Annotated in this window: 18 protein-coding genes; 11 read left to right on the plus strand and 7 right to left on the minus strand. The window is 69.2% G+C overall.

The features are described from left to right. Positions 1-21: 21 nt before the first annotated feature. The gene (locus QQG74_RS15265) at positions 22-1707 is read right to left on the minus strand and encodes a sodium:solute symporter family protein (protein WP_341720949.1); all 1686 of its coding nucleotides are present in this window, start codon (positions 1705-1707) and stop codon (positions 22-24) included. After that, positions 1704-2057, minus strand: coding sequence for a DUF4212 domain-containing protein (locus QQG74_RS15270; RefSeq protein WP_341720950.1), 354 nt, complete (start codon positions 2055-2057; stop codon positions 1704-1706). Before QQG74_RS15270 ends, QQG74_RS15265 begins: the two co-directional genes overlap by 4 nt. A gap of 278 nt (positions 2058-2335) precedes the next feature. Here QQG74_RS15270 and QQG74_RS15275 point away from each other — a divergent pair, with 278 nt between their 5' ends. From QQG74_RS15275 to QQG74_RS15315, 9 genes are all read left to right on the plus strand, one after another. Further along, complete coding sequence (locus tag QQG74_RS15275) at positions 2336-2749, plus strand: hypothetical protein (protein WP_341720951.1); 414 nt, start codon at positions 2336-2338, stop codon at positions 2747-2749. Positions 2750-2987: 238 nt separating this feature from the next. Beyond that, positions 2988-3632: a hypothetical protein gene (locus QQG74_RS15280; protein ID WP_341720952.1), complete on the plus strand. Its 645-nt coding sequence runs from the start codon at positions 2988-2990 to the stop codon at positions 3630-3632. Between the two features lie 24 nt (positions 3633-3656). Next, positions 3657-4172: a sigma-70 family RNA polymerase sigma factor gene (locus QQG74_RS15285; protein ID WP_341720953.1), complete on the plus strand. Its 516-nt coding sequence runs from the start codon at positions 3657-3659 to the stop codon at positions 4170-4172. Then, positions 4162-4920 carry a hypothetical protein gene (locus tag QQG74_RS15290; protein WP_341720954.1) on the plus strand — a complete coding sequence of 253 codons (759 nt, stop codon included), beginning with the start codon at positions 4162-4164 and terminating at the stop codon, positions 4918-4920. The genes QQG74_RS15285 and QQG74_RS15290 overlap by 11 nt, the downstream gene beginning before the upstream one ends. Before the next feature lie 305 nt (positions 4921-5225). After that, positions 5226-5987, plus strand: coding sequence for a DeoR/GlpR family DNA-binding transcription regulator (locus QQG74_RS15295; RefSeq protein WP_341720955.1), 762 nt, complete (start codon positions 5226-5228; stop codon positions 5985-5987). Between the two features lie 55 nt (positions 5988-6042). After that, the gene (locus QQG74_RS15300; protein ID WP_341720956.1) at positions 6043-7404 is read left to right on the plus strand and encodes a sugar ABC transporter substrate-binding protein; all 1362 of its coding nucleotides are present in this window, start codon (positions 6043-6045) and stop codon (positions 7402-7404) included. A 56-nt stretch (positions 7405-7460) separates the two neighbouring features. Further along, the gene (locus tag QQG74_RS15305) at positions 7461-8393 is read left to right on the plus strand and encodes a sugar ABC transporter permease (RefSeq protein ID WP_341720957.1); all 933 of its coding nucleotides are present in this window, start codon (positions 7461-7463) and stop codon (positions 8391-8393) included. Next, positions 8390-9232, plus strand: coding sequence for a carbohydrate ABC transporter permease (locus QQG74_RS15310; protein WP_341720958.1), 843 nt, complete (start codon positions 8390-8392; stop codon positions 9230-9232). Before QQG74_RS15305 ends, QQG74_RS15310 begins: the two co-directional genes overlap by 4 nt. Further along, positions 9229-10215 (plus strand): zinc-dependent alcohol dehydrogenase family protein, encoded by a 987-nt coding sequence (locus QQG74_RS15315; protein WP_341720959.1) that lies wholly within the window; start codon positions 9229-9231, stop codon positions 10213-10215. The genes QQG74_RS15310 and QQG74_RS15315 overlap by 4 nt, the downstream gene beginning before the upstream one ends. Positions 10216-10461: 246 nt before the next feature. On the opposite strand, the gene QQG74_RS15320 is transcribed toward QQG74_RS15315, so the two are convergent. Further along, the gene (locus QQG74_RS15320) at positions 10462-10641 is read right to left on the minus strand and encodes a hypothetical protein (RefSeq protein ID WP_341720960.1); all 180 of its coding nucleotides are present in this window, start codon (positions 10639-10641) and stop codon (positions 10462-10464) included. Then, entirely contained in the window at positions 10638-11825 is a 1188-nt protein-coding gene (locus tag QQG74_RS15325) for a helix-turn-helix domain-containing protein (RefSeq protein ID WP_341720961.1), read from the minus strand. The genes QQG74_RS15320 and QQG74_RS15325 overlap by 4 nt, the downstream gene beginning before the upstream one ends. 255 nt (positions 11826-12080) lie before the next feature. Between QQG74_RS15325 and QQG74_RS15330 the strand changes: the two genes are divergently transcribed. Continuing rightward, the gene (locus QQG74_RS15330) at positions 12081-12365 is read left to right on the plus strand and encodes a winged helix-turn-helix domain-containing protein (RefSeq protein ID WP_341720962.1); all 285 of its coding nucleotides are present in this window, start codon (positions 12081-12083) and stop codon (positions 12363-12365) included. A 364-nt stretch (positions 12366-12729) separates the two neighbouring features. On the opposite strand, the gene QQG74_RS15335 is transcribed toward QQG74_RS15330, so the two are convergent. The 3 genes from QQG74_RS15335 to QQG74_RS15345 all read right to left on the minus strand — a co-directional run bounded on the left by QQG74_RS15335 (position 12730) and on the right by QQG74_RS15345 (position 15147). Then, positions 12730-13728 (minus strand): aminoglycoside phosphotransferase, encoded by a 999-nt coding sequence (locus QQG74_RS15335; protein ID WP_341720963.1) that lies wholly within the window; start codon positions 13726-13728, stop codon positions 12730-12732. A gap of 241 nt (positions 13729-13969) precedes the next feature. After that, entirely contained in the window at positions 13970-14467 is a 498-nt protein-coding gene (locus QQG74_RS15340; RefSeq protein WP_341721244.1) for an SDR family oxidoreductase, read from the minus strand. Then, positions 14461-15147 carry an SDR family NAD(P)-dependent oxidoreductase gene (locus tag QQG74_RS15345; protein ID WP_341720964.1) on the minus strand — a complete coding sequence of 229 codons (687 nt, stop codon included), beginning with the start codon at positions 15145-15147 and terminating at the stop codon, positions 14461-14463. The genes QQG74_RS15340 and QQG74_RS15345 overlap by 7 nt, the downstream gene beginning before the upstream one ends. 161 nt (positions 15148-15308) lie before the next feature. On the opposite strand from QQG74_RS15345, the gene QQG74_RS15350 reads away from it, so the two are divergent. Then, on the plus strand, positions 15309-15917 hold the full coding sequence (locus QQG74_RS15350) for a TetR/AcrR family transcriptional regulator (RefSeq protein WP_341720965.1): 609 nt from the start codon (positions 15309-15311) through the stop codon (positions 15915-15917). Positions 15918-15955 lie beyond the last annotated feature (38 nt).

The following is a 15955-nucleotide window of genomic DNA, read 5'->3' on the forward strand; positions in this document are numbered from 1 at the left end:
TCCGTTGTGGACTGTTTTCGGTCAGGCCGCGTCGGTCACGTTGCCGGCCGGCACGGCGCGCCGCTCGGAGGGGTAGCGGATGTTCTCCACCATCTCCGAGATCTCCGCCGGCGGCGGGGCGGTCATCTTCGACACCACGATCGTCACCACGAAGTTGACGATGGCACCGATCGTGCCGATGCCCTCCGGGCTGATGTCGAGGATGTGCGGGTTGGCCTCGGTGCCGAACACCTGCAGCGTGTAGATCATGTAGCTGGCGGTGAACAGCATGCCGGTGATCATGCCGGCCGCCGCGCCCGTCGCGTTGCATCTCTTCCAGAAGATGCCGAGCACGATGACCGGGAAGAAGCTCGCCGCCGCCAGACCGAACGCGAACGCGACCACCTGGGCCACGAAGGCGGGCGGGTTGATGCCGGCGTAGATCGAGACCAGCACCGCCAGGCCCATGGCGATCCGGCCGGCCAGCAGTCGCTGCTTGTCGGTCGAGTCCCGCTTGATCCGGCGGAAGTACAGGTCGTGCGAGAAGGACGACGAGATCACCAGGAGCAGGCCGGCCGCGGTGGACATCGCGGCGGCCATGCCGCCGGCGGCCACCAGGCCCACGATCGGCGCCGGCAGGCCGGCGATCTCGGGGCTGGCCAGCACCAGGATGTCGTTGTTGACAATCAGGTCAGCGCCGGAGGTCGGGCTGTTGCTTACCGAGTTGATTGTCGTCACCCCGTCGCCCACGGTGACCAGACCGGTAGCTGCCCAGTTGTTGACCCAGGAGGGCAGGGCGTCCGCCGAGACGCCGTTGACGCCCTGGAGCAGGTTCAGCTTGGTGAACGCGCCGACCGCCGGGGCGGTGGTGTAGAGCAGGGCGATGAAGAACAGCGCCCAGAACGCGGAGTAACGGGCACCGCGCACGCTCTTGGTGGTGTAGAACCGGACGATCACGTGCGGCAGGCCGGCGGTGCCGATCATCAGCGACATGGTGACCAGGAAGACGTCGATCTGCGGCCGGGCCGCGAACGCCTCGGTGTACTGGTTCAGCCCCATCTGGACGCTTATCGTGTTGAGCTCGTCGAGGATCTGCCCGAACGACACCTGCGGGACCGGGATGCCGGTCATCTGCTGGGCCACCGCCACCGCGGGGATCAGGTAGGCGACGATCAACACCGTGTACTGGGCCACCTGGGTCCAGGTGATGCCCTTCATGCCGCCGAGCACCGCGTACAAACCGATGATCACCGCAGCGACGATGACGCCGCCGGTGACGTCCAGGCCCAGGAAGCGGCTGAAGACGATGCCGCCACCGCGCATCTGACCGACCACGTAGGTGAAGGAGATGACGATCGCGGCGACGGCGGCGACGGTCCGGACGGTTTCCGAGTACCGGTCACCGACGAACTCGGGAACGGTGAACTTGCCCCACTTGCGCAGGTACGGGGCGATCAGCAGGGCCAGCAGCACGTAGCCGCCGGTCCAGCCCATCAGGTAGATGGTGCCGTCCGAGCCGAGGAAGGCGATCAGGCCGGCCATCGAGATGAACGAGGCCGCGGACATCCAGTCGGCGGCGACGGCGGCACCGTTGGCGACGGTCGGGATGCCCTGGCCGGCCACGTAGAAGCCGGCGGTCTCCTTCACCCGGCTGCGCCAGGCGATGTAGAGGTAGACGCCGAAGGATGCGCCGATGAAGATGAGGGTCCAGGTCTGGATCTGGCTCACTTGGCCGCCCCCTCGGTCTCCTGCTCACCGACACCGAACTGGCTGTCCAGGCGGTCCATCATCTTCGCGTAGACCAGGATCAGAATCACGAAGACGTAGATCGATCCCTGCTGGGCGAACCAGAAGCCGAGCGGGAAGCCGGCGATGACGATTTCGTTCAACGGTTCGACAAGCAGGATGCCGAAGCCGAACGAGACGATGAACCAGATGGCCAGCAGGATCACCATGAGCCGCAGGTTCCGGCTCCAGTACTCCTTGCGCCAGCCGTTGTCCGGCGGCGAGGCCGGTGGTGGTGACGATGGTGGCGGTTCGCCGCCACGGCTTTCCTTATCGGGGGTGACTTCGGTCATGGTGGAGCCTCCCGGCGGGTTGTGCGGTCGATCACACCTCGGTGTGTGGGACAGGGAACGTGAACCGCCCTGGTCGGGCAAGGGTTGATCTGCGGAGCGAAGCTATGGATCGGTGAACGGTCCGGGACGATCCACGAACGGTTGACCGGTCAATATGAGGGGCGCTCGCATCCGGTTTGGGCGGGTTGCGGCGTTGCCGGTGATCCGTTCACCGACGTGGGGCGACCGCTCACCGATTGCCGGTCCGGTCGCGGCCAACAGCCGCCTAGCATCCGGACATGGCTGACAGCGCATCCACCGCCGCCCCCGTCCGTCGGCGCATCCTGCACGCCGGCAGTCTCGGCATGATCGTCGGCGGCCTGCTCGCGCTGGTCGGCTCGCTGCTGCCCTGGGTCATCACGCCGTTCGGCTCGCTCAACGGCATGGCTGGCCCCGGCCTGTGGACGCTGAGCGTGGCCTTCCTGGCCATCGCCGGTGCCCTGCTGCCATACCGCAAGATGGCCATCGCGCACAGCCTGATTCCCGGGGTGACCGTCGCCCTCGTCGTCGGTTGGCAGACCGCCCGCCTGATCAGCCTCAGCGCCAGCACCGACAGCTGGGGCCAGCTGATGCCCGGCATCGGCATGGTCATGGTTGCCGGCGGTGCGGTGGTCCTGATCCGCACCGGCCTGCGCCTGCTCGCGGTCCGCTGATCCGCACCGGCCTGCGCCTGCTCGCGGTCCGCTGATCCGCACCGGTCCCGCGCTTCGCCTCTCTCCGCTGATCGACTGCGGGCCCGCCAGCGGGCTCGGATCTTGCGGCCGAGAAACTCGGCGAACCGGTGAAACCTCCGGCCGGCCTCGCGCGTCATCAGGCTGAATCGACCGAGGACCGCCAGCCGGCCGGGCTGCCGGCTTCGGGCGATCGAGGCAGCCGGGAGGAACTGTGTTGGTGCGAAGGTGGCTCGCTGGTGCGGGTCTGGTGGTGCTGACCGGCGCCGCCGCAACGGTCTACGGCGTGCTGTCGGCCTCCGGCGGCGACGCCGCGGCGGGACCGCCGGTCGAGGTGGTGCCGGTGGCGGCGGTCGGACCGGCCGCCGAAGGCGGGGCGACGGCGGCCACCCAGCCGACGAAGCCGAAGGTGGACCCGGTGCTCTCGGGCAAGCGCCGGGTCACGATCGTCCGGGTGGGGGCGTTCGAGTCGGGCCTGTCGCTGCTTGACGGTGGACGACTGGCCGAGGTGGACGACGACCGGGGTCGGCAGGTGTTCGTGCCGACCCCGTTGGGCCGGGACGAGTTCCTGATCAAGGCGTACTACGGCGGCGGCACCGGCCAGCCGATCTGCTGGCAGGCGCGCAACCCGCAGAACACCCAGCCGCTGTACGTCGCCGGCGCCACCTGCCGGGCCGGCGATCCGGCTCAGCGGTTCGTCATCACCGCCGCCCCCGACGGCGGCCCCCGGGAATACCTGATCAGCAACCGGTGGGCGTACCTGCGTGACTCCGCGCGCTCCGGCCTGATCCTGGAGGAAATGGGTGACGCCCCGCCGTTCAGCAGCTTCCGGTTCAACGACACCGGACCCGCACCGCGCCGGTGACGACCGAGGTGGAGACCGTACGCGATGCGTGATGCCGCGGAGTTCGACGCCTTCTACTCCGCGTCGGTGCAGCGGGTGCTGGGGCACCTGTACGCGATGATCGGCAACCGGGCCGAGGCCGAGGACGCGGTGGCGGAGGCGTACGCCCGGGCGTGGGACCGCTGGGCTGCCGTGCGCGAGTGCGGCAGCCCGGAGGCGTGGGTACGTCGGGTGGCGTACCGCAGCGCGGTGAGCGCGTGGCGCAAGACCGTCAACCGGCTGCGCGCCCATCGCCGGGAAGCGACCGAACATCGCGTCGACGCCATCTCGGTCGACCACGTCGCGGTCGTGGCGGCCCTGCGGCACATCTCCGCCGAACAACGCCGGGCCGTGGTGCTGCACCACCTGGTCGGGCTGAGCGTGGCCGAGATCGCGGTGGAGGTCGGCACCAACGAGAACACCATCAAGACGCGGCTGGCCCGGGGGCGCCGGGCCCTCGCCGAACAGTTGGCCGAACGGGAGTACCACAGCGCGGAGAGGGGGCGCGGCCATGAGCTATGACAACCAGCTCGACGACGCCCTGCGGGCGTTGGCGGGCCACGGCGGGCAGGGCCGGGTCCCGGCCGCCGTCGACATCCGGCGACGCGGCGAGACCCGCCGACGGCGTCGCCGGGTGGCCAGTGTCGCGCTCGCTGCCGTGGCCGTCGTCGCGCTCGGCACGGGTGTCGCGCTGGCCCGCCTCGGCGACCCGCCGCACAGCGCCCCGATCGGCCCGGCCGGCCCGACGCCCGGGCCGGTGAGCGAGTCGCCCGCCGTCCCGTCGGTCTCGCCGCCCGCGCCCACCACCTCGCCGGCCGGGCCACCGGACGACGATCCGCTGCTGTCCGGCAAGCGTCAGGTCACCGTCGTACGGCTGGCGGCTGCGGAGGGCGGGCTGTCACTGCTCGACGACGGCCGGCTGGCCGAGGTCGACGGCGACGAGGGGCGCCAGCTGTTCGTGTTCGCGCCGCAGGGGCCCGACACGTACCAGATCCGCACCGCCGAGCCCGGCACCGACCTGACCGACACCTGCTGGGAGGTCCGGTCGTCGGGCAGCCAGCCGTTGCGGGTCGAGGCGGCACCGTGCGCACCCGGTGCGCCGAGGCAGCAGTTCACGGTCGTCCGCGACGCCGAATCGAGCTACCTGATCAGCAGCCACTCGGCGTATCTACAGAACTCCCCGACCCGGGGACTGATCCTTGAGGAGCCCGGCGACGCACCGGTGACCGCCCGGTTCCGGCTGGTCGACAACGGACCCGCACCGAACTGACCCGACATCATCCGCACCGAACCCGACCCGACAGCTTTCGCACCGAACCGACCCGACATCTTCCGGCACCGTCGGCCTTGCCGACGGTGCCGGAATGCCCGAGCGGGCGTTTCGGGTGGAGAACGGGCGGCGTTCGGCCCGAAACGGGCCGGAAGAATGCGATGAATATGGCTGATGCCCGTATTGACCCGCCCGATCGGGCCGGCAACCGGGCAACAAAGCCACCGGATTGACCGACATGTGACTGCGGTCACGCGCCGGTCACGGTGTTACAAAAAGACACACGAGCCGACGGGAGGTGCACAGTGGACGCGAACCAACGACGACACCACATCCTCACGCTGGCTCGCCGGCAGGGCGATGTCGACGTCCGCACAATCGCCGCCGACCTCGGGGTCGCGCCGGAGACGATCCGGCGTGACCTGGCCCTCCTGGCCCAGCAGGGCCTCGTCCGGCGCACCCACGGTGGCGCGTACCCGGTGGAGACCGCCCGCTTCGAGACGAACCTGGAAACCCGGGCCACCCGGATGGTCGTGGAGAAGCGGCGGATCGCCACCGCCGCCGTCGAGCACCTCGGCGACGCCGAGTCGGTCTTCATCGACGAGGGATACACCCCGCAACTGATCGCCGAGGCGCTGCCCACCCACCGGCCACTGACCATGGTGACCGCCTCGCTGCACACCGCGGCGGCGCTGGCCGCGTACCCGAGTGTCACGGTGCTGTTGCTCGGCGGCCGGGTGCGCGGGCGCACGCTTGCCACGGTCGACCACTGGGCCACCGGAATGCTCGCCGGCTTCGTCATCGACCTGGCCTACATCGGCGCGAACGGCATCTCCCGCGAGCACGGGCTGACCACCCCCGACCCCGCCGTGGCGGCGGTCAAGGCCAAGGTGCTCGCGGTGTCGCGGCGGGTGGTCTTCGCTGGCGTGCACACCAAGTTCGGCAGTCACAACTTCTGCCGCTTCGCCGACGTCGCGGACCTGGACACCATCATCACGGACACCGCGTTGCCGGCGTCCGAGGCGCACCGCTACTCGCTGCTCGGCCCGGTGGTGCTGCGCGTCTGAGCGCCGCCGGTCGACCTGCCTGCACCCACCACGACACCACCACCGGAGGTTCGCTGTGCCCAAAACACGATCTCCGCGCCGATGGCGCGGCACGCTCGCCGCCGCCCTGGCGGTCGGCCTGACCGTCACCGCCTGCTCCGGAGCCGGCGGCGGTTCCTCCGGCGACGGCACCGCCATCACCGTCCTGATGGTCGGCAACCCCCAGATGGAGGACCTGGCCCGACTCACCGCCGACAACTTCACAAAGGACACCGGGATCACCGTACGGTTCACCATCCTGCCCGAGAACGAACTGCGGGACCGGGTCACCCAGGACGTCGCCACCCAGGGCGGCCAGTACGACGTGGCCACCATCGGCGCGTACGAGGCACCCATCTGGGCGCAGAACGACTGGCTGCACGAAGTCAGCTCGTACGCCGACGCCGACAGCGGATACGACCGAGGTGACCTGCTCGAACCGATGGTCGCCTCGCTCTCCGGCGGCGACGGCAAGCTCTACGCCGCGCCGTTCTACGGCGAATCCTCGTTCCTGATGTACAACAAGGAACTCTTCGACGCCGCCGGCCTCACCATGCCCGAGCGGCCGACCTGGCAGCAGGTGGCCCAGTTCGCCGCCCGCCTCGACGACAAGCCGGCCGGCGTCGCCGGGATCTGCCTGCGTGGTCTGCCCGGCTGGGGCGAACTGTTCGCCCCGCTGACCACCGTGGTCAACACCTTCGGCGGCACCTGGTTCGAAAAGGACTGGACGCCGAAGGTCAACGCGCCCGAGTTCACCGCGGCCACCAAGTTCTACGTCGACCTGCTGCGCTCCCACGGCCAGCCCGGGGCACCGCAGTCCGGCTTCACCGAGTGCCTCAACACGTTCGGCCAGGGCAAGGCAGCCATGTGGTACGACGCCACCTCCGCCGCCGGCACCCTGGAGGACCCGGACTCCAGCACCGTGGCCGGCAAGGTCGGCTACGCGTACGCGCCGGTCGACAAGACCGACTCGGCGGGCTGGCTCTGGGTCTGGGCCCTCGCCATGCCGAAGACCACCAAGAACGCCGACGCCGCCTGGCAGTTCATCTCCTGGGCCACCGGCAAGGAGTACGAGAAGCTGGTCGGCTCCTCGCTCGGCTGGTCCCGGGTGCCGGCCGGCAAACGCCAGTCCACCTACGAGATCCCCGAGTACCGGGAGTCCGCCGCCGCCTTCGCCGACATCACCCTGCGCTCCATCCAGGAGGCCGACCCGGTCGACCCGGGCATGCAGCCGCGACCCGCCCTCGGCGTGCAGTTCGTCGGCATCCCCGAGTTCGCCGACCTCGGCACGAAGGTCTCCCAGGAGGTGTCGGCCGCGATCGCCGGCCAGGTGAGCGTCGACAAGGCGCTCGCCGACGGCCAACGGTTGGCCGAGGAAGCCGCCGCCAAACACCGGTAGTCGCACGCCGGGACCGGCTCGTCCGGCCGGTCCCGGCCCTGCCCCGAGGTGGATCGATGACCACGACCATCACCACCGGTGCGGACGCGACACCGCGCCCCGCCGTACGTCCCACCCGGCCGGACCGCAAACAACGCTGGTCCCGCCGCGCGCCGCTGCTGCCCGCCCTGGTCTTCGCCATCGTGGTGACCCAGCTGCCGTTCCTGTTCACCCTCTACCTCTCCACCCAGAGCTGGAACGCGTTGCGGCCCGGCAGCCGCGAGTTCATCGGCCTGGCCAACTACGCCACCGTGCTCAGCGACGACCGGCTGCGCGCCGCCCTGGTCAACACGGTGCTGCTCACCGCCTCGTCGGTGCTGGTCTCCGTGCTGCTCGGCCTCGGCCTGGCCATCCTGCTCGACCGCAGGTTTCCCGGCCGGGGGATCGTGCGGACCCTGCTGATCACCCCGTTCCTGGTGATGCCGATGGCGGCGGCACTGCTCTGGAAGCACGCCATCTACAACCCGTCGTACGGCCTGATCAACGGCATCTTCGGCGGCAACACCGACTGGGTGTCGCAGTATCCGATGGTCTCCGTGGTGGCCGCGCTGGTCTGGCAGTGGACCCCGTTCATGATGCTGATCATCCTGGCCGGATTGCAGAGCCAGTCCCTGGAAACCCTGGAGGCCGCCCGGGTCGACGGTGCCGGCCCGTGGCAGACGTTCACCCGGATCACCCTGCCGTACCTGCGGCCCTACCTGGAGTTGGGTGCCCTGCTCGGCTCGATCTACCTGGTGCAGACCTTCGACGCGGTCTTCACCATCACCCAGGGCGGTCCGGGTCGGGCCACCACCAACCTGCCGTACGAGATCTACCTGACCACCTTCCGCAAGTTCGAGTACGGCGAGGCCGCCGCGGCCGGCGTCGTGGTGGTGATCGGCACCATCCTGGTCGCCACCTTCGCGCTGCGGGTGATCTCCAGCCTGTTCCGGATGGAGGACGCGCGATGACCCGTACCTCGAACCCGGCCCGACGCAGCGCCGGCCTGACCGGAGCCGTCTGGACCGTGCTGGCCTGGCTCGCCGGGCTGCTTTTCTTCCTACCGGTGGCCTGGATGGTGCTCACCGGCTTCAAACGCGAGGTGGACGCCGCAAGCAACCCGCCGTCCTGGTTGTTCACTCCGGTGCTGGACGGTTACCGGCAGGTCTTCGAGCGCGACCTGATGCCGTACCTGCTCAACTCGCTGATGGCAAGCGTGCTCTCCACCCTGCTGGTGCTGGTGCTGGCCACCCCGGCGGCGTACGCGCTGTCCATCCGCCCGGTGGCTCGCTGGCGCGACGTGCTGTTCTTCTTCATCAGCACGAAGATGCTGCCGGTGGTCGCCGCCCTGCTGCCGATCTACCTGCTGGTGCAGAACCTCGGCATGCTGGACAACGTCTGGACCCTGATCGTGCTCTACACGGCGATGAACCTGCCGATCGCGGTCTGGATGATGCGCTCGTTCCTGCTGGAGGTGCCGACCGCGCTTATCGAGGCGGCGGCGATGGACGGCGCCACCCTGCTGGTCACCATCCGGCGCATCCTGCTGCCGATCGTCGCGCCCGGCCTGGCTGCCACCGCGCTGATCTGCTTCATCTTCAGCTGGAACGAGTTCTTCCTCGCGGTGAACCTGACGGCCACCCGGGCCGGCACCTCGCCGATCTTCCTGGTCGGCTTCATCACCTCCGAAGGGCTGTTCCTGGCCCGGCTCTGCGCGGCGGCGACGATCGTGTCGTTGCCGGTCGTGCTGGCCGGCTGGATCGCCCAGAAACAACTCGTCCGAGGACTCTCCATGGGGGCGGTCAAGTGAAAGCAGCAGTAATCGTCACGCCGGGTCAGATCAGCGTGGAGTCCGTGCCGGACCCGGCGCCCGGCCCCCGGGACGTGGTCGTCGAGGTGGCCGGCTGCGGCATCTGCGGCACCGACCTGCACATCATGGACGGCGAGTTCGCGCCCGCGTACCCGATCGTGCCGGGCCACGAGTTCGCCGGCAGGGTGGTCGCGGTCGGGCGGGACGTCACCGAACTGCGGACCGGCGACCCGGTCGCCGTCGACCCGTCGCTGCACTGCGGCGAGTGCTACCAGTGCCGGCGGGCCCGGGGCAACCTCTGCGAACGGTGGAACGCCATCGGCGTCACCGTCTCCGGCGGCGCCGCCGAGTACGCGCTCGCCCCGGTCCGTAACTGCGTCGCCCTGCCCGAGGGGGTCGCCCCGGCCGACGCCGCGCTTATCGAGCCGCTCTCCTGCGCCGTACGCGGCTTCGACGTGCTGCCCCGGCGGCTGGCCGACCACTACCTCGTCTACGGCGCCGGCACCATGGGCCTGATCATGCTGGAGCTGGCCAAACGGTGCGGTGCGGCGACCGTCAGCGTGGTCGACCCGAACCCGGACCGGCTCGCCACCGCGGTCCGGCTCGGCTGCTCGGCGAGTGCGGCGAACGCCGACGAGTTGGACCGCCCACGCGGCTGGGACGTCGTCATCGACTGCACCGGCGTGCCGGCCGCGATCTCCGACGGCCTGCGCCGGGTCGCGCCCGCCGGCACGTTCCTTCAGTTCGGCGTCAGTGAGTACGCCACCCGGGTACCGGTCGCGCCGTACCGCATCTACAACCAGGAGATCACCGTCACCGGTTCGATGGCCGTGCTGCACAGCTTCGACCGCGCCGCCGAACTCTTCGCCGCAGGTGTCCTCGACCCAGCGATCTTCATCAGCGACCGCTTCCCCCTGGCCTCCTACGCCGACGCCATGTCCCAGTTCCGCGCCGGCATCGGCCGCAAACTCCTGATCACCTAAGGACGTTGCGCGCTCGCGAGTGCACCTCGCCCGCTGCGTCGATCATGGAGTTTTGGTCGCGACGAAAGGGGCATAGTCGCGCATTTGCCAGACCACAACTCCATGATCGACGCGCCAGGTGCCTTCGTTCGTCCAACAAGCACGTCCGACGTAGAGTCGACTACCTCAAGCGCACTTCAGGTCAAGCCCGAAGGTGCCACCTGGAGGTGCCGCTCTGCACGGCTCCGGCGAAGCGTCGGCCGGGCTTCAGCGGGTCAGCTTGATGGTGGCGAGGACGTCGCGGGCGGCGGTCGCCACCGCGCAGTCGGGGGTGCGGCAGAGCGGGCAGCGGCCATCGGTGCCGGGCTGATGTTCCCGCAGCGCCCAGCGGGCGGTCAGGGTGAGCCGGTTGAGGATCTGCGCCAGGGTGAGGAAGGGTGCGGTCATGCCCGGCTCACCCCGAGCGTGGCGGCGAGCGCCACGATCGTGGCCGGGGCATCGGGGCAGCGGATCGCGTCAGCGAGCACCTGCCGGGCGGCGGGCCGGTGGCGTACCTCGGCCGGTGCGGTGCGGTGGGCCGCCAACAGCACCCGGGCGGCGTTCACCGGATCGGCATTCTGGAGGTACGCACGGCCGGCGTCGATCAGGTGCGCGGCCCGATGCTCGGGTGCCAGCCACCGCCACCCGTCTCGCCCAATTGCCTCCTCGTGGCGGAGAATCGCCTCGTCCGGCGTACCCAACTCGATCGCGACCGTGACCCCGGCGAGCGCCACCGCGGTCGGTCCGAAGCCGGTGTGCTGATGATCGTGCCCGTCGCCTACCTCGGCGGCCAGGTCGGCGGCCTCGTCGAGGCGCGCGGCGGCGGCCCGGTCGTCGCCCTGCCGCGCCGCCGCCAGCGCCGCCTGGACGAGCAGCGTCCCGCAGAGCGACAACCGCGCCGCGTCCAGGTCGAGCGTCCCGATCCGGTACGCCGCCGCCAGCGTCGCCGTGCCCGCAGCCCGCGCCCGACCGGTGGCCCGCAACACCTGCCCGAGCTGCACGGTGGCGCTGGCCACCAGCACCGGATCCCCGGCGGACAGCGCCATCGCCCGGTCTGCGGCGAGCCAGGCCAACTCGGTCTCACCCAGCTTGACCAGCAACGACGCCGTCACCCGGTACGCCTCCACAAGCGACACCCGACCCGCCAGCGGCTCGTGCGCGTGGCGGCGCTGCGCGCCGGCCAGTAGACCCGGCAGCAGGTCGATCAGAGCTGGGTACCGCGCATGCTGGTAACTCGTCCAGGCGTGCGCGACGCCCCGGACCACCCGAGCCGCATCCGGCACCTCGCGCGCCGCCGGCCGATCCAGAGCGATGTCGTACGCGGACAGCGCCGCCCCGATCAGCTCGACACTCTCGATCCGCGTGCTGCCGTCGACGGGCCGGGCGTCCCGGCCGAGCAGCACCTCCCGGTCGATCCGTAACACGTTGGCGATGTCGCGCAGCGTGGAAACCTTGTCCAGGGTGCGTACTCCGCGCTCAACTTTGTCCACCCAGCTCTTCGACTTGCCGAGCCGATCGGCGAACACCTGCTGCGACATCCGCCGCCGCACCCGCCAGTACGCCACCCGCCGCCCGATCGGCACCTCACTCACCACCCCGCCACCGCCGCTCCGGCCGCACGCATGCTTTCTCTTCCAGGAAGTTGACCATGTGGCACCTTCTGCGCCGAGGTTGAGTAGGTGCCCACCTGGGCGTGCGTAGCACTTCCCGAGGTGGGTAAGCGGGCCGGAACCGAGGAGTTTGCCGAAACCAGGGAACCGGCCCGGGAAGCAACCTACTCCTACAAGTTGGAGTAGGTCAAGACGGGTTGTAGCTAGATCGTGAAACTTGCTGGAACAGGTTCTCTCGTGATCAAATTGCTGTGCCGAAGCCAGGGAACCGACGGAGATCGACATATGCCGACCGAAAGAGTGGACTACAGGCGCATAGCGAACGAGCTCGCGAGTAAGATCAAATCCGGTGATCTTGCGCCGGGGGAGAAATTACCGTCCACGCGGCAGTTGGCCGAACAATACAGCGTGCACATTTCCACAATTAACCGTGTCATGTCGATTCTGAAAGACAGAGAGTTGGTGGAAGGGTATCCAGGCAAAGGCGTGTACGTGGCCGAGCCGGAGGATAAGTCCGAGTAACTCCCTCGCGGGATCGGATAGGTTTCATCCTCAATCAATATTGCCCGAACCTGCGGTTTATCTTGAATGAAGGAGCCATCCGCCGCATGGTCGGCGGGTGGAGGTGAAACATCGCCGTTGCCCCACCTTGTCGGTCTGCAAGGGCACCGGCGATTCCGCGCTCTCGTGTCGCAGCCCGCGCTCGGGTTCGTGGGACAAAGATCGTGCTCGTTCCTTGGAGGAGTGGCTATCTCTCGCATGGAGGCCACTCGATCCTGGAACGAGCACGATCTTGAGGAGCCGTCTCGATCGTTGGCAGTTGAGCTGTACGACACGCCGGTGGGGGAGCAGGTGATCCGTCAGGGGTCGTGCGACGCCGATCTATCTACCGTGGATAGTCGGCGTGTCGGAGGGCGGCGAGTGCTTTCGTGGTGTTCCACTCGGCCAGGTCCAGCATCCACTGCCGGTTGGGAAAGTCGGTGTCCGCGATCCGCAGCGGGCCTTCGATAAGCGAGAGCACCTGCGCGTACCGGTAGAGTTCCAGCCGGTGCGGGTCGAGGTCGACGGGGCGCAGCAGCGGGTAGGCGTCGCGGAAGCGCATCCGTAGCCAGGCGTGCTCCCACTCGACGTCGAAGTACGTGAGGCCCTCGATATCGATCATCACGGGTTCGCCGTCCGGCGTGACGAGGACGTGATCCGGCCCGAGTTCGCCATGCACCAGCCCGTACGCCCGGCGTTCGCGCACCGCGTCACGGAGCCGGCGTACGTGTCCGGCGATCTGATCGTGTGCGTCGGCGAGCCGGGGGTCGCGGACGGCCGCAGCCCGGAGCTGGCTGAGCGCCCGGTCCACGATGACGTCCTCGGTGCGTCGGCGCTGGGCGGCCTCGCCACGCTCGATGGCGGTGAGCTTGCCGTACTTCGCGCATAACGTGGTGTGCATCCGACGCAGTGCGCCGCCCAGCGTGGCGAGCGGCCCGGCAGCGGCGGCCGGATCACGTGCCAGCAGGGCTTCCAGCGTCACCGCGCCCGCATCCTCCAGCAGGGCGACGTCGGCATCGAGGTAGCGGCGGTCGCGGTCGAGCATCAGTAGCCGGGGGATCCGCACGTCGACGGCGGCGAGCGCCGCATGGTTGGCGGCGAACAGGTCTGCGCCGGAGGCGTCGGTGAACGGGTCGTCCGGAACGGTCAGCGACGGCGGCCAGTAGTTCTCCCCGGCCGCCCAGACGTAGACGATCACCTGCGTCAGGTCGTCCAGCCGGAGCCGGTAGACGCCCTTCTTGCTGCCGCCCGTCAGCCGGTCCAGCGCGACGATCCGGCGGTCACCCCCGAACTGGTCCGCCACCAGGTGGCGCAGATCGTCCGGCTGCACGAAGGCCCGGGTCACCGGCACCTCAGGAGAGATCGAGGACGCCGACCGTCTGGCCGCCGCTCTCTTCTCCGGACAGCGCTAGCGCTGCCTCGTAGTTGTTTGGGGTGATCTTCTCCAGCCGCATGCGGCGGACCATAACGGTTGGCGGCGTACCCTGGCGACCCTTTTCTGCCCGCGGGGACGCGGCGGTCCTCGGACGTGGCTTCGAAGGATGGCTGGCCTGTGCGCCATGAGCTGCCACCACCACCTCCGGGCCTCAGCGCACGAGTTCGCGGCCACCTGCCAGTGACAGGGTCTGCCCGTTGATGTGGCCATTGGCTGCCGAGGCCAGATAGGTGATCGCGGTGGCTATGTCTTCGGGAGTGCAGATGCGCCCGGTCGGGGTCTTCGCCGATTCGGCCGCGACCGCTTTCGGGCCCAGAAACGGAGCATTCAGGGCATTGTCGGTGAGCGTGAAGCCCGGGCGGACAATGTTCGTCAGGATGCCATGGCGGGCTTCCCGGACGGCGAGCACTCGCGCGGCGGTCTCGAGCGCTCCCTTCGCTGTGGCGTAGGCGAGCGGCCCTGCCATGGGTTGCTCGACGATGTCAGTCGAGACGGCAACGATGCGTCCCCAGCCCGCGGTACGCATGGCCGGCAGGGCCGCATCGATCAGAGCTGCTGGGCCGACCGTGTTGACGGCCAACGACGTGGTGAGGCCGTCGATCTCGTCGGCGTCGAAGGAGGGCCACTGGACGGCCGCGACGACTACCAGGCCAACGGCCCGGACTCGTCGGTGAAGGTTCCGGTGGGACCGTCCGGGGCGAGCGTGGCCAGGCGTACGACTGTCCGGGCGCTTTCCGTCACCGACCTTCCGATGCCGAAGTCGGCGGTCATGTCGGTGGCGGTGGTGCCGGGTTCGAGTGCGTTGAACTTGATCCCCGGCTGGAACTTGGCGTACTGGACAGTGAGCATGGTGGCTGCCGCCTTGGACGCCGCGTAGAGCGCAAGCGGCAGGTGGAACTCCGGACGGTCGGGATTGGTCACCGCCCAGAAGGATCCCATGCTGCTCGACAGGGTGACCACCGTCGGGTTCGAGGACCTGCTCAGCAGCGGCAGGGCGGCCTCCGTGACTCGGACGATCCCCACTGCGTTCGTGTCGAACACGCGCAGGGCCGTGGGTCCGTCCATGGTGCCGGCGCCCAGGATGCCTGCGTTGTTCACCAGGACGTCGAGTCGACCCTCGGCGGATTCGATGGCGGCCATCGCACGGCTGACCGACCCGTCGTCGGTGACATCCAGCTGCACGAATCGTGCGCCCAACTCCGCGGCGGCCTTCTCGCCCCGCTCGACGTCGCGTGCGCCGATGTACACGGTGTGACCCAGCTCGTGCAGCTGTTTGGCGGTCTCGAAACCGATGCCCTTGTTGGCGCCGGTGATCAGTGTGATGGTCATGCCACTCCTTGAGGTATGCCGCTGCGGACCGTCGAGACAGACGACCGGAACGCGAGCGCGGCAAGTTTTGTACCGATCGGTTGCACGACCACCGTAGCAAGTTTTGTACCGATCGGTTGGTGAGCCGGATCACGTATTGTACCGATCGGTAGACTGGTGCCATGGGCATTGAGACGCCTCCCACCGGACGACCGCGAGCCTTCGACGAGGAGACGGTCCTCGACCGCGCCACCGAGGTCTTCTGGCGGCACGGCTACGAGGGCACCTCGCTGAGCGCGCTCACCAGCGCGATGGGCATCAATCGACCGAGCCTGTACGCCACGTTCGGCAACAAGGAGCAGCTGTTCCAACGCGCCTTTGCCCGCTACCACGAGAACCAGCTGGCCAAGGCGCGCCGCGTACTCGATCAACCCACCGCACACGCCGCGATAGCGGCTTTTCTGCGCGCCAGCGCCGACGGCCTCACCGCCGATGATCACCCCTCCGGCTGCCTCTCCATTCAGGGCGGCCTGGCCTGCTCACCGGAGAACAGCCGCATCTCCGAGATCCTGGCCGCCGGCCGGGCCGCCACCGAGTCCGCCCTCGAAGAACGACTGTCCCTCGCGGAGCAGGAAGGGGACCTGCCGGACGGCATGGACGCCCGGGCGCTGGCGCGATTCGTGATGGCGCTCAGCGAGGGCCACGCCGTTCACGCCGCCGCCGGGGCGAGTCGCGAAGACCTCCACGCCTCCATCGACATCGCCCTGCGTGTCCTCGCCCCCCGGTCGTGACCGCGTCGCGCCCGTGAATCCGGGCAAGCCGCGCAGGA

Source organism: Micromonospora sp. FIMYZ51 (genome assembly GCF_038246755.1).
GTDB lineage: Bacteria > Actinomycetota > Actinomycetes > Mycobacteriales > Micromonosporaceae > Micromonospora.

Excerpts from the sequence above, each read along its gene's own strand:
- QQG74_RS15270 (WP_341720950.1), bottom strand. The coding sequence starts at position 2,057 with ATGACCGAAGTCACCCCCGATAAGGAAAGCCGTGGCGGCGAACCGCCA.
- QQG74_RS15285 (WP_341720953.1), top strand. The coding sequence starts at position 3,657 with ATGCGTGATGCCGCGGAGTTCGACGCCTTCTACTCCGCGTCGGTGCAG.
- QQG74_RS15320 (WP_341720960.1), bottom strand. The coding sequence starts at position 10,641 with ATGACCGCACCCTTCCTCACCCTGGCGCAGATCCTCAACCGGCTCACC.
- QQG74_RS15345 (WP_341720964.1), bottom strand. The coding sequence starts at position 15,147 with ATGACCATCACACTGATCACCGGCGCCAACAAGGGCATCGGTTTCGAG.
- QQG74_RS15310 (WP_341720958.1), top strand. The coding sequence starts at position 8,390 with ATGACCCGTACCTCGAACCCGGCCCGACGCAGCGCCGGCCTGACCGGA.
- QQG74_RS15350 (WP_341720965.1), top strand. The coding sequence starts at position 15,309 with ATGGGCATTGAGACGCCTCCCACCGGACGACCGCGAGCCTTCGACGAG.
- QQG74_RS15305 (WP_341720957.1), top strand. The coding sequence starts at position 7,461 with ATGACCACGACCATCACCACCGGTGCGGACGCGACACCGCGCCCCGCC.
- QQG74_RS15275 (WP_341720951.1), top strand. The coding sequence starts at position 2,336 with ATGGCTGACAGCGCATCCACCGCCGCCCCCGTCCGTCGGCGCATCCTG.
- QQG74_RS15290 (WP_341720954.1), top strand. The coding sequence starts at position 4,162 with ATGAGCTATGACAACCAGCTCGACGACGCCCTGCGGGCGTTGGCGGGC.